The sequence below is a fragment of the Galactobacillus timonensis genome, assembly GCF_900240265.1.
GTDB classification, from domain to species: domain Bacteria; phylum Bacillota_I; class Bacilli_A; order Erysipelotrichales; family Erysipelotrichaceae; genus Bulleidia; species Bulleidia timonensis.
Genome location: NZ_LT964739.1, coordinates 1515821 through 1528585, shown reverse-complemented (window position 1 = coordinate 1528585; position 12765 = coordinate 1515821). Strand labels below are relative to the sequence as shown.

Annotated in this window: 17 protein-coding genes; 6 read left to right on the top strand and 11 right to left on the bottom strand. The window is 48.2% G+C overall.

Annotated features, from left to right (window positions below):
• Positions 1-62 precede the first annotated feature (62 nt).
• The gene (locus tag C1714_RS07245; RefSeq protein WP_167849968.1) at positions 63-803 is read right to left on the bottom strand and encodes a hypothetical protein; all 741 of its coding nucleotides are present in this window, start codon (positions 801-803) and stop codon (positions 63-65) included.
• Positions 804-1010: 207 nt separating this feature from the next.
• Here C1714_RS07245 and C1714_RS07240 point away from each other — a divergent pair, with 207 nt between their 5' ends.
• From C1714_RS07240 to C1714_RS07230, 3 genes are all read left to right on the top strand, one after another.
• Entirely contained in the window at positions 1011-1712 is a 702-nt protein-coding gene (locus tag C1714_RS07240; protein ID WP_102342554.1) for a YggS family pyridoxal phosphate-dependent enzyme, read from the top strand.
• Positions 1713-1774: 62 nt separating this feature from the next.
• Positions 1775-2320, top strand: coding sequence for a glutathione peroxidase (locus C1714_RS07235; RefSeq protein WP_102342553.1), 546 nt, complete (start codon positions 1775-1777; stop codon positions 2318-2320).
• The gene (locus tag C1714_RS07230; protein ID WP_245305075.1) at positions 2320-2760 is read left to right on the top strand and encodes a MarR family winged helix-turn-helix transcriptional regulator; all 441 of its coding nucleotides are present in this window, start codon (positions 2320-2322) and stop codon (positions 2758-2760) included. The genes C1714_RS07235 and C1714_RS07230 overlap by 1 nt, the downstream gene beginning before the upstream one ends.
• Positions 2761-2787: 27 nt before the next feature.
• Here the strand turns inward: C1714_RS07230 and C1714_RS07225 are convergent, their stop codons facing one another.
• The 3 genes from C1714_RS07225 to C1714_RS07215 all read right to left on the bottom strand — a co-directional run bounded on the left by C1714_RS07225 (position 2788) and on the right by C1714_RS07215 (position 4957).
• Entirely contained in the window at positions 2788-3198 is a 411-nt protein-coding gene (locus C1714_RS07225) for a peptide deformylase (protein WP_102342552.1), read from the bottom strand.
• A gap of 20 nt (positions 3199-3218) precedes the next feature.
• Positions 3219-3437, bottom strand: coding sequence for a nitroreductase family protein (locus tag C1714_RS07220; protein ID WP_276843352.1), 219 nt, complete (start codon positions 3435-3437; stop codon positions 3219-3221).
• A gap of 170 nt (positions 3438-3607) precedes the next feature.
• Positions 3608-4957 (bottom strand): IS200/IS605 family accessory protein TnpB-related protein, encoded by a 1350-nt coding sequence (locus C1714_RS07215; RefSeq protein WP_102342550.1) that lies wholly within the window; start codon positions 4955-4957, stop codon positions 3608-3610.
• A gap of 64 nt (positions 4958-5021) precedes the next feature.
• On the opposite strand from C1714_RS07215, the gene tnpA reads away from it, so the two are divergent.
• Positions 5022-5492 carry an IS200/IS605 family transposase gene (tnpA, locus tag C1714_RS07210; protein WP_102342549.1) on the top strand — a complete coding sequence of 157 codons (471 nt, stop codon included), beginning with the start codon at positions 5022-5024 and terminating at the stop codon, positions 5490-5492.
• A gap of 46 nt (positions 5493-5538) precedes the next feature.
• Here tnpA and C1714_RS07205 read toward each other — a convergent pair whose 3' ends face one another.
• Positions 5539-6135, bottom strand: coding sequence for a class I SAM-dependent methyltransferase (locus C1714_RS07205; protein WP_210115269.1), 597 nt, complete (start codon positions 6133-6135; stop codon positions 5539-5541).
• Positions 6136-6318: 183 nt separating this feature from the next.
• Here C1714_RS07205 and C1714_RS14015 point away from each other — a divergent pair, with 183 nt between their 5' ends.
• A complete protein-coding gene (locus C1714_RS14015; protein ID WP_167849967.1) occupies positions 6319-6732 on the top strand; it encodes a Fur family transcriptional regulator in 414 nt (137 codons plus the stop codon).
• Entirely contained in the window at positions 6729-7601 is an 873-nt protein-coding gene (locus C1714_RS07195) for a putative manganese transporter (RefSeq protein WP_102342547.1), read from the top strand. The genes C1714_RS14015 and C1714_RS07195 overlap by 4 nt, the downstream gene beginning before the upstream one ends.
• A gap of 99 nt (positions 7602-7700) precedes the next feature.
• On the opposite strand, the gene C1714_RS07190 is transcribed toward C1714_RS07195, so the two are convergent.
• The 6 genes from C1714_RS07190 to C1714_RS07165 all read right to left on the bottom strand — a co-directional run bounded on the left by C1714_RS07190 (position 7701) and on the right by C1714_RS07165 (position 12623).
• The gene (locus C1714_RS07190; protein ID WP_102342546.1) at positions 7701-8204 is read right to left on the bottom strand and encodes a methionine--tRNA ligase; all 504 of its coding nucleotides are present in this window, start codon (positions 8202-8204) and stop codon (positions 7701-7703) included.
• Between the two features lie 146 nt (positions 8205-8350).
• Entirely contained in the window at positions 8351-9592 is a 1242-nt protein-coding gene (locus C1714_RS07185; RefSeq protein WP_102342545.1) for a tyrosine-type recombinase/integrase, read from the bottom strand.
• A 74-nt stretch (positions 9593-9666) separates the two neighbouring features.
• Positions 9667-9915, bottom strand: coding sequence for an excisionase (locus C1714_RS07180; RefSeq protein ID WP_210115268.1), 249 nt, complete (start codon positions 9913-9915; stop codon positions 9667-9669).
• Between the two features lie 16 nt (positions 9916-9931).
• Positions 9932-11215, bottom strand: a complete 1284-nt coding sequence (locus C1714_RS07175; protein ID WP_102342544.1) for an FtsK/SpoIIIE domain-containing protein — start codon at positions 11213-11215, stop codon at positions 9932-9934.
• Complete coding sequence (locus C1714_RS07170; protein ID WP_102342543.1) at positions 11208-12167, bottom strand: viral replication protein; 960 nt, start codon at positions 12165-12167, stop codon at positions 11208-11210. The genes C1714_RS07175 and C1714_RS07170 overlap by 8 nt, the downstream gene beginning before the upstream one ends.
• Positions 12168-12314: 147 nt before the next feature.
• Positions 12315-12623, bottom strand: coding sequence for a hypothetical protein (locus C1714_RS07165; RefSeq protein WP_102342542.1), 309 nt, complete (start codon positions 12621-12623; stop codon positions 12315-12317).
• Positions 12624-12765: the final 142 nt, after the last annotated feature.

The window sequence follows — 12765 nt, the reverse complement described above, 5'->3', positions numbered from 1 at the left end:
TACGCAGTATAGCATACCATGTAGCTGTAATATTTTATCGAAGGCTAAATTTTCAACATTTTTTATGCCACCTGGCCAACGATTGAAATACGTTGGCTTGCGGCGGCGGAAATTTTGTCAAAGACAACCATGAGATTCACATATTCCACGTTGAGCAATGCAGGAATGCGGCCGCGGATCACGGTTTCCCCTGAAGTTTCCGTCGTTGAAATGTGATAGTAGGCGACCGGCTGATTATTAACCGCGAGGCACGTTCCTTCCCCGTCCACCACCAGAGCGCCGGAATCATCGAAATCAAACTGGTTATCCAGGCCGAGATCGATATAGCCGCCACCATCATCGACATAGAGGTTTTTCTCAAGACGTGTAACATTCTTCCATGTTTCTTCGCTCAGCGAAAGGAGGCAGGATCCATCTTCCCCCTGATCCCAGACCAGCTGTGATGGATCGAAGCGGTTGTCCAGGACCGCTGTTCGTACCGCATCATCCGACAGCGGTGCCTCTTCCATAAAGCGTCCGGATGAAAGACCAATCGAGGAAAGATCGCCACCCAGGAACACATTGAGCAGATCATTGATGGCATCTGCGTCCAGTGAAGAATAGGAACCCGAACTGAGCATGGAGAATGGCGAACTGATTCCTCCGGAAGCCGCCTGACCCGATGCCTCCATCTTGGCAAACGCCCTGACGCAGTCACTGTAGGAATCATCCATGCCGATATCGGCATAGGTCGAAGTCATCGTATTAACCCGGTTCAGATTCTGATACGGAAAGTAGATCGAAAGGCCATAGGCATCGCCCATCCCGGATCCTGTCCGATTGTATTTGACAGCACTCAGCACCGCATCCGCCAGCGCATTCCCCTCCTGGCTGCCAAGAGCGTCAATTTCATCCCCCTGCAGTCATTGCTATTCAAGTGATATTGCAGTAATCCTATTCATTATCTTAGCTTCGCTGTGCCTGATCATCGGCAGAAAAAATGCGTAAGATAGTGGAAGAGGCAGAAAAAAATGCAGCTGAGTGCAGAACAATTAAAGGATAACTATCAGACAGTGAAGGATAAGATCACACAAGCCTGCCGGCAGGCGGGCAGAAACCCTCAGGACGTCCGGCTCATCGCCGTCAGTAAGAAGAAACCGGTGAGGGATATTGAGACCCTGCAGGAGCTTGGCCAGACCTCCTTTGGAGAAAACTATGTTCAGGAGCTCATGGAGAAGTACAGTCAGCTTCCCGAAACAACTGCCTGGCACATGATCGGTCACCTGCAGCGCAACAAAGTGAAGTACCTCATTGGCAAAACAGTGATGATTCATTCTGTCGACTCGCTCGCTCTAGCAGAGGAAATCGACAGGCAGGCGGCCAAAGCCGATACAACCATGAACATTCTTCTGGAAGTCAATGTTGCAGAAGAAGATACAAAGTTCGGTTTCAAAGCAGAAGATGTACCCGCCATCGCCGGGGAAATCAGCCGACTGAGCCACATCCGGATCTGCGGCCTGATGACCTCGGCGCCAAAGTCAGACGATCCACAGGCCAACCGTCCCTATTTTGAACAGCTGCGCAGGCTGAGGGATCGTCTGGAGATTGAGATTCCGGACGCTCCGGTCCATGAACTGTCCATGGGGATGACGCAGGACTATGAAGCCGCGATCAAGGAAGGTGCGACGATGGTTCGGATCGGCACGGCAATTTTCGGTGCGCGTGACTATTGATTCCAATTTTATATTTGATACAATCTAATTGCTTCAAATATAAATGAACGGAGGTTAAAGTGATGAGCACTTTCTATGATTATTCTGTAACAAAGCGTGATGGTTCTGAACTGTCGATGAAAGAATTCGAGGGCAAGGTCGTTCTTGTCGTCAATACCGCAACCGGCTGCGGATTTACGCCGCAGTACAAGGATCTCGAAAGCATCTATGAAGAGTTCCATGACAAAGGACTGGAGATTCTCGATATTCCGTGCAACCAGTTTGCAGGTCAGACACCGGGTACCGATGAAGAGGTCCATGAGTTCTGCACACTCAAGTACAATACGCAGTTCGATCAGATGAAGAAGAGCGAAGTCAATGGTGAAAACGCGCTGGATCTCTACAAGTATCTGAAGAGCCAGAAGACGTTTGAAGGATTCGGCAAGGGTCCCAAGGCACTTGCGATGAATGTCATGCTCAAGAAGATTGACAAGGACTACGAGCACAACTCCGAGATCAAGTGGAACTTCACCAAGTTCCTGATCGACCGGCAGGGCAATGTCGTTGCACGCTTCGAGCCGACGGCAGACATGAAGGCGGTCCGTGACGCAGTTGCGGCACTGATCTGATGAGCGTCGAAACCATGAAACCGGAGGATGCACTGAAACTGGAGAATCAGCTGTGCTTTCCTCTCTATGCTGCGGCACGCAAAGTTACCGGCGCCTATACGCCGCTTCTGAAGCCGCTTGGCATCACCTATACCCAGTACATTGTTCTTCTTGTTCTGTGGGAAAAGGACGGTCAGACGGTCGGAGCGATCGGCGATCTGCTTCATCTCGATAACGGTACCCTGACGCCCCTACTCAAGAAGATGGAGACAGAAGGTATTGTTAAACGCCTTCGCAGTAAGGAAGATGAGCGCAGGGTAACGATTCAGCTCACCGAAAAAGGCAAAGCATTAAAGAAACAGGCAGAGGATATTCCAGCGAAAATAGGAGCCTGCATCCACCTGAATCAGGAAGATGCACGCTCCCTCTACCGCATTCTGTATCAGATTCTCGATGACTGACGGGCAGGCAGTTCCTGCCCGTCTTTTTTATATGAGGATGCCCTGCAGATGATCGCACTCATGCTGAATGACTTCAGCCGTCATCGAAGAAAAATCCTCCGTATGCCACTGCAGTGAGAGATCCTGATAGCGCACCGTGATCTTCTGCCACCGCTTCGCACTCCGCACACCATCAAGACTCAGACATCCCTCTTTGGCCGTATAAGGGCCGCTTTTTTTGACAATCTTTGGATTGATCATCACAAGGTCAAAATCACCGATCGCAACGATGATGATTGCTCTGGCAAAACCGATCATATTCGCAGCCATGCCTGCACAGATGCTGTGGTTCGCGTCCAGCGTATCTTTCAGATCCTGCGCAATCCAGAGATCTGATTCCCCCGCCGGCTCAGCCTTCTGCCGCAGAAACAGTTCATCCTTTACAATTTCGCGCCGCATGTCTGCCTCCTGTATTTCTCTCAGTCAACCCAATGAATCCGTTCTTCGTGGAAACGGTTCTGCTGCGGCCGTGATTCCCCAGGCCAGCCCAGCGGGAACAGCGAAAAAGCCTCAACATTGTCCGGAAGATTCAGAATCCTGCGAACATTGTCCATCCGCTCCTGCTCCGGAGCGATGGCCAGCCACACGCCGCCAAGTCCAAGCTCGTCCGCGCGCAGCCACATATTTTCCTGGGCAATCGAAAGGTGAACCTCCCCTCCTAAGTGCTAACGCACTATAGACGGGGCTTCCAAGGGCTTGTGTGCCCTCAGACTTCCGTCTGCACAAACGATACGGTAACAGCACAGCACACAAGCCGAAGCTTATGCACCCATCTGTACTAACGTTTCTCAGACTTATGTCGGGATCGTCAGACTGCCGCTGGAAGCAGAGGGTACAAAACCCTGTTGATCTTCCATAGGTCAGCTAACGTCCTTTGGGTTCCACTCCCGATCCCAGAGACTTTTGTCATAAGATCGGGTGATTCCATTAACAGCCCGCGGATAAAATAACGGGCACCGATGTTGTAGCTGGCGGAAAGGTCGCAATTGTAGATCTTTCCGCTTTTGAATACACAGACGTCATAAGGCGTGTCTTCGGACACTTCTCTTCCCCGTCTGACACGTCCGGTTCCGTCATACGCAAGACGGCTGGTTCCCCATGCATTGACACGTGAGATGCGAATCCCATAATGATGGGCAAGGCTTTCTACGGTTTTCTGAATGTCAGCGTGCTTCCACATGGCAAGTTTCTGCTTCTTACTGCCGCACTTTCTGCCTTTCGTATCAAGATGCTCCATGACAATGGCATCGCACTCATTCGCAATGGCAAAGTTCACAATCTCCCGCGCAATCTGATGTGCAAGATTCCTGTTTCTTCGCTTTGCAATATTCCAGAGCCGTCCGGAGTCATGTGATCCATGCAGAGACTGGAATACAGACACCCGATGCAGGGCATTGCTCAAAGAGTCTTCTCTTCCGCGCATAATGAACTTACGCGCCAGGACAGTACCCTTCGAGTCCATGATACTGCATACCGCATCTGTACGAATCCCCAGGTCGACAGCACAGATCTTCTGCTCCGATACAGGTTTTGCGGACAATTCTACAGTTTCCGTTACTGCAAATCTCAGCTTCCAGCATCCGTGCTTCTTCTCCAGCACGGGAGCAGAGATATCTCCGTTTCTGCCTCTCTTGTCAAGGTAGTCAACATCCGTCTTAGATAGGCGAACGGTATCCCATACCCAATCGTTTTTGCGGAGCACCTTGATCTTTGCCGCATAAGGCAGCACTTTGCCTGTCTGTTCATCGATCACAGGCTTATAAGTGTTGCCGCGATACAGTGCAGGCATCCGGTGCTTACAGGAATCCAGCTTTGGTGGTTCTCCCGTACAGCCGTTCGCCTTCCAGTTCTTCAGAGATGACTGATAAGCAGAAACGATACCAAGAGCCTGCATAATAGCGGCTCTGCGATAATAGGAAGGAAATTTTGGAAACTTCTGATCGAAGGCGTCAGATGAAGAGAAACCCTTAGCAGAATGGATCATGCGCTCAAGCATTCTCTGCCGCATTTGTGCTCCCCCTGCTTCGCATAAGGCATCCCAGTTTTCAAGTGCAGGGCGGACAAGATGGGCGACGGCATCTGAAAAGAGATCCGCTGTTCTTTTCAGCGCATCATGGCTGTCTCGAATGCGTATACCATAGCTTCCAACAACCTGCATTTCCTATCTCCTAAATACAGTATAACATTTTTAGTGGTACGATTAAATAGATGGAGGCATAGATATGGACTATTACGCTGAATATCATAGGAACAGGCATTCTATTTATAAGCTTCAGTACAATTTGGTTGTAGTCACTAAATACAGACATCCGGTGCTTACAGGGGAGCTCGCCAATCGGCTGATTCAGATCAGTCGCGAAGTGATAGAAGGCGACTGGAAGTGCCGAATTCTGGAGATTACTACTGACAAAGATCATGTGCATCTTCTTTTCGAAGCCTCTCCACAGACGCAGCTCTCTAAACTGGTGAACAATTATAAAACGGTTACTTCCCGGCTGCTGAGGAAAGAGTTTTCTTCTGCATTGGAAAAGTATTACTGGAAAGACCTTTTCTGGTCTGACAGCTACTTCCTGAGCACCGTATCTGAAACCACCGAAGAGGCTGTCAGAATCTATATCCAGGAACAGGGAAAACGCGATAACGAAGGATATCGCCGTCAGGCAGGAAGAAGAAAGGCGGCTAACCCCGCCTAAACAGCTTGAGCTGCTATAGACGGGGTATGCGCCGCCACTATATCAATTATCTCCGCACCAGCAAAGCATTGAGCCACTTCTCGTTTTCTCTTCCGGGACGCGCATCACCCGTGACCCATGTCTCGGCAATGACAAGTTCAGGAATCTCCCTGATCACTTTCCTCAAACCGTCTTCATTGAGATCTGTGAAGTATCTTCCGTTCCTTTCCCCTTCAAACGTTCCATATTTAAACGAAACATACAGGGTTCCGTTTTCTTTCAGTGCTCTGCACATCTTTTGAAAGATGTCCGGCAGATCTTCTTTATGTACATGCAGAATCGAAGCACAGGCCCAGATCCCATCATAGACACCGGTTTCATTCAGTTCCTCAAAGTACATATGTCTGACGGTGATGCCTGTATAGGCAGAGGCATTGCGACACATTTCTTCAGAGCCATCGATCGCATCCACAGAATATCCATGTTCCAGAAAATACTTCGTATCTCTTCCGGATCCGCCTCCAAAGTCAAGTATTCTTCCATGCTGTGGAATATGCTTCAGAAATCTCTGTTGCATCGACGCAAAGGCAACATCCTTCGTAGAAGCCGCAAATGCGCCGGCGTTGGCGTTGTAATACTCAATTGTCGCTCTGTCTTTTTCCATCATGGCTGCTGCCCCTGTTTTTCAGTCATTGTAGCACCTTATCTGATTCAGCCGATATGCCGGCGGGCGAGTGATAGAGACCCGCAGACACAACGGAACCGGAGAATACTTATGTGCAAATTATTTGCATTACCCTTCATGCAGTGTATACTTGATAACGCAAATTATTTGCAGGATAGAACTATGAAAAGCTCGAAATACAAACAGCAGATTCTGCATTACTTCGAAGAAGATAGGGATCAACGCTTCAGCGCCTCCCGGATCTACCAGCAGATGCAGAACGATCAGATCAATATCAATCTCGTCACGGTATACAGAAATCTTGAAAAACTGTGCGAAGAAAATGCCCTCATCAAGACCATGGACATCACAGGCGAAGAAGCTCTTTATCAGTATGCCCGCAAAGATCACGCATGCATGAATCACATTCATCTCTACTGCCGCCGGTGCGGACGCATCATCCACCTCAGTGACAGTGAGATGCAGGATCTGAGCAGCTTTCTCATCAAAACGCATGGATTCCGGCTCGAATGCGCCCACAGTATGCTCGTGGGCCTGTGTGAAACGTGTGCCAAAGAAGAAGGAGAAATCAAATGAACTGGTTACTGGATGGCATTGTTGATGCCGCAATCGATACAGCTAAACTGCTCCCGTTCCTGTTTATCACATACCTGGTCATGGAATGGCTCGAGCGAAAGACGCAGGAAAAGCAGATCAGCGTCCTCTCAAAAGTCGGCAGACTTGGACCTCTCTTCGGAGGCATCGTAGGCATGGTTCCGCAATGCGGCTTCTCTGCCGCCGCCGCATCTCTGTATGCCGGAGGACTTCTGACAATCGGAACACTGATTTCCGTCTTCTTTTCAACCAGCGATGAAATGCTGCCGCTGCTGATTTCGAGCCAGACAAACATGAATACAATCCTGAAGATCGTATTCACCAAGGCCGCCATCGGCATCGTCACGGGCATCGCCATCGACTTCTTCCTGCGCTTTACAAAATACAAATACAAGACGCAGAAGCGCATACACGACCTTTGTGAAGCCGAGCACTGCCATTGCGAAGATGAAGAAGACAGTATCTTCCTCTCCGCCCTCATTCATACGATCCATATCGCCCTCTTCGTTTTCATCATTTCCCTGGTTCTCGGAATCATTGTCGAAAATGTCGGCGAAGCCTATATCACTGCCTTTCTTTCCAGGCGAAAGATCATCGGCGTCTTTCTGACATCTCTGATCGGCCTGATTCCCAACTGCGGCGCCTCCGTAGCCATTACACAGCTGTACCTTGACGGAATGATCACACCCGGTCAGATGATGTCCGGCCTTCTGGTCAGCGCAGGCGTCGGCCTCCTCGTCCTGTTCCGTACAAACCGTCACCCGAAAGAAAACATCAAGATCGTCATCATGCTGTATGTCCTCGGCGCAGCCTGGGGACTGCTGTTTGAGCTGCTGCACATCGCCTTCTAAGGAATACAGAAACCGAAGCAGAAACAATACCGGCCAACAATAAAAGAAGTGCCTCTTTCCCATCAGCACCGGGAAAGAAGCACCTCTTTATTTTTTGGATCAATACAGCTTCGCGCCTGCCGGGATGTGGTTGTCCACCATCAGAAGATGGAGCTCTTCCTCACCGTTTTTCTCGTTCACCGCAGACAGGAGCATGCCGCAGGAGTCGATGCCCATCATGGAACGCGCCGGCAGGTTGACGATCGCAATCAATGTCTTCCCCACCAGTTCCTCCGGCTCATAATATGCATGAATGCCAGAGAGAATGACACGGTCTGTCCCCGTACCATCATCGAGCACAAACTTCAGCAGCTTCTTTGACTTCGGTACTGCTGTGCATTCCTTGACCTTCACAGCCCGGAAATCCGACCTGCTGAAGGTATCGAAATCCACCTGATCCGCAAACAGCGGTTCAATCGTCACACCGGAGAAGTCAATCTTCTCGTTCGGCGTAAAGAAGCAATTCTCCTGCGTCTTTTCTTCGGCGCTCTCAGTTTCTGCAGCAACATTGCTTTCAGCCGGTTCTGCCGAAGCCGCCTTCTTGTCGCCTTCTCTTGGCTTCATTGTCGGGAATAACAATTCCCTTTCCCATAACTTATTATATACTGTTATAGGTTATTATCTCTGCCCTTTCTAAACATGCACACATTTATATCTTCTTATATGTTTCCATATGTGTCATATTTATTTGGTAAGGTTGTGGTAAACCACTATTCTTTAGCAAACTTATCCATCTTTGCCAGCTCCGACGCTGCATAATCATCGAATACATCAGTATAAATATCTTGCGTCACTTTGATATCCGTATGCCCCATTACAGCCATTCGTACCTTGTCGTTAATTCCCGCTTCATTCATTCTGGTCGACATTGTATGTCTTAGCGTATGACATGAAAATTGTGGGAGCAGTACTGTCTTGTCGCAAAGTTCCTCTTTATCCATTACTTCAAAATTGCAGTCACGAATAATCCTTCTCAGCGCCTTATTTACCGTGCCCTGGTGCAATGTTTCACCGAATCTATTCAAGAAGACAAAGTTGGTGTATCCATCGATTGTAACCTTACACGAAATGCCTGCTTCATCCAGATATTCCCGTTGCATATTCAACGCCTCCTTTACAATCGGAAGCATCGGAATAGTGCGATATCCAGCTGGTGTCTTCGGGGAATTGATGGCAAATATCTGGTGATTGTCTTTTCCTTTCTCTCGCTTGCTGTAATATACCAGGGTATGTGTTACATGGATCAGCCCGTTTTCCATGTCAACATCTTCCCAACGCAAGCCGGTGATTTCTCCAATCCGCATACCCGTGTAGATCATGGTAACGATGATTGGATACCAATGGCGGTACTGATTGCTGTTCTTCAGGTATCTTAGCAGCAATGTCATCTGGGGAACGGTCAGTGCAGTTTTTTTTCCGTTCTCGTTTGAATACGCCTTTTTAAGCTCTTTCAGTGCTTTGTCACAAGGGTTGTAACGGATATACTCATCATCTACTGCGATGTCTAAGACCTGATGCAGAACCGTATGCACACAATCGATAGTTGCCGGCTTCAGTCCTCTCACATCATGCAAGGAATTGTAGAATCCTCTGATATCGGAACGCTTCAGGTCGACGATTCTGCACCTCCCCAGCGTATCCTTAACAAACATCTCATACATATAGCGGTAGTTTGAAAAGGTATTTTCTTTCAGCCCCCGCTTAAGATCACACCACATCTGATATACATCATCGACAGTCAGCTTATTTGCATCAACTCTCTTACCTTCGATGCTGCTCTTAACGATCTCTTCTTCTTTATCCCGCAGTTCTGTCAATGATGGGGCATAGACAGCATGTCTACGTCCAATCTTATCTGTCCACCGATACTCATATGTTCCATTTGCACGCTGATACTCACCGGTTTTCAGTACACGGTTTTTACTATCTCTTCTTCTTTCTTTTCGATTCATATTTCTCCTTTCTAACAGAAGAAGAGGTGTACCCATATGATAACATAGTGAGTACATTCCTCTTCTCTTTACCGTTAAATTGAGTATTGCTTGCGCATGTATTCTTCGAATTGCACACGCTTGATCATTCGCTTCGATCCAACCCAGAGCACGAAATCACAGCTTTCATCATCCGTCAACTCGCGAAGTTTATTGCGGCCAATTCCAGAGTATTCAGCCGCTTCCTCGATAGTCAGATTCATTTTCCGCCATGGTGGAACATAACAGGAACGATCCAGCGCTTCAATGATCCGATCAATATTCTCAAGTTCATCCTGCGCCATTTAGTGCCTCCAGACCTCAGTAGGACCCGTTTTCGACGTCCTCATCAGTCAGATAATATCCCTGGAAGATAATCCCCTCTCGGGTAATAAATCGTCCCTGAACGTCTCTCGGAACTTTATCCGCAGCTTCAGTATTGTCTAGAATGATCATGGAGAGGACATTATCCGCTGTCCCGCAAATGCGGCAGTCGATGTTGTTTTTGATCTGGCCGGTCAGAATGTTCGCATCCGGTCTCTGTGTTGCTAGTATCAGATGCAGGCCAAACGCACGACCCTGGCGAGCAATTGTTGACAAATATCCTTCAATGCGTGTGATCTGTTCTTTCCTTGATTTATCTGCTCCGGTTTTGTCTAGAAGCTCAGCTACCTCATCACAAGCGAAGATTACACGCTTTATTCGTTTCTCAGGGTGCACTTTATTGTATTCTCTGATATTTCTGACCTGTTCCTTTTTGAACAGTATCTTGCGTTCTTCAAGCTCTTTTACCATCAACTGGAGTTGCGTTTCCAACGTGTCAGGATCAACGATGATCGTACAGATCTTGCTCCATACGTCTGTATAATCTACGCCTCCCTTGAAATCCGCTAATATGATATCTGCACCCTTTCGATAAGCCTGATATAGCAGCGATCTCAGAAGTACTGATTTTCCAGAGCCGGTGCTGCCTCCGATTAAGATTGAATTAGAAATAGCTAGGTCTACTGTTTTCTTTCCTGCAATTCCCTCTCCAAGGGCAAGTAAGAAGTCTCCAGGCGGAATATTCCAGTCAGTCCATCTGATCATATCGGGGAGGGCATTTACCGCAGATACAGCGGTGATTACTACGTGCCGTGTACCATGAGTATATTTGAACTGATCAATCATCAAGTTCAGAATCGCTTCCAAGTCAACCTGATGTTTTTCCCAGTCTTCAAGTGGAATTCCACACGATGTGAACTCGTACTGCTCGATTCTTCCTTCTCGTTTATATCCAACTAAACACGGAATCTCGCCTCTGTGATTTTTCATTCCAATTCGTTCCAGTGCTTTCGTCTTTCCGATTGCTTGTATTGGCATCCCATACAGGATCAAAATCACAAATGCGCCGATGATCATTGCCATGATAAGCATAAGCCGATACTCCACAATGAGGAGACCGGTCAGCTCGATCGTGTTATGATTGTCGATGTGGAACACTTTATCCGAGTGTGTCACAAGCCAAGCCATGAGGGTAAGGTACCCAGCCAGCCCTCCGGCTTTTTTAATATCATGGGTAGCTTTCAGCAAGCCATGCCATGCCCAAATCAAAAATCTACTCATTTTTTACCTCCCATGTTCCCTTCAGAACCTGCATCTCTCCTTCTTTATCAATCTTGACGATATTGTTAATCCTTGCCAGGAAGAGCTGATACATCTCGGTATTGCGAAACGCCTGATCCTGATACTGGAGCTCCGGCGGAATATCAGACGCAAAATACACATATGAGTAACAGGCGACCTTATCTGCATACCGCGCTGGAAGATAAAGCGGATACCTGTCAATCATCGGCAGCATCGTAGTGATCGGCACTTCACTATGGAATTCTTCGAAGACAACCACATCCTCGCCAAAATACTGGTCAAAGCTCAACCCATGCCCGTTGCGGTAGTTTGTGATTCGGAAAATTCCCCCTGGATCATGCCTGCTATAGATCAAACCAGTGATATCCACAGTTGACGGCCCAAAGATGTACGTAACGTTCAGCTCCCGGAATTCCCTACGATACTTTTCAGCAAGCAACGACTGACGGATCATATCCATATCCTTGACGTGATATACACTCTGCGGCAGCTCCTTAATGATCTCCGCATTTGACCTTCCCTGATCGATCAAGTCAATCAACTTTTCATGAACGCTAAGATCATCAAGTGCTTCATTAGGAAGCTCCCCAAATTCTTCGAACGACCCCTCAACAGATGTTTCACTCTTCTTCGTTTCAGTCCACTTTCCCTGCTTCAAAAGGTAATCGCGGTTTTCCGTTGAAGTTCCGTAGGCAGTATCAATGTGTGCTGCCGGAAATTTTCTCTTCATCGTATCAAACCGAATCGGTGACTTTCTTACCAGATATACATGCGTATGCGGTGTCCCTTTTTCCCCAACCTCATCACACATAGCCCAGTAGGTGCAGTTCATGGCATTCAGGGTATCCTTCAGCGTCTCATGCGTCACATGATGATCCACCGGATTATTAATCGTCAGCAGATATTTTCTAGACTGTGTATTGTTTCCCATTTATCTCCTCTCTTCATTTCCGCTACATGCTACATAACATCTTCAGGGGGTAATACTAGCCCCCTGAAGAAAAGCCGCCTGGGCATCGCCAGGGGAATAACCCTTGAACGGGTTGATTCCTAATCCTGGCGGCCCGGCGGTTATTGATCAGCCCTTGACAGGCCTGATGCCTTTGGCCCGCGCAGCGAGCTGAACCCGATTGTTCATGGTGTACGGAACCCACTCCGGCTCGATCAGCTCAACCTCGACGTGCCCATCGGGATTCTCCATCTGCTTCTCGCCCAGGATCTTGAAATCTGCTGCATCGCCATCCTGATCAATGAAGACGATGGTATACTTGTAGCCGATAACCTTATCCGTACGACTGCCATTCTCATACGAGTAGACCCCACGCACGCGGGTCAGCCACATCTCACCCATCTCAGCCGGATCCTTCAACACTTTTCTGATTTCCATAGGATTACCTCCTTTCTGCTTATATTTCACCACTGCCAGAAAGGCCATTTGTCCAATGCACGGGACTTTTCTTAGACTCATCAGGGAAGGAAAAAGCAAAATAAAAGCGCCATCAGCATTCTTCACTGATAGCGCATTAATC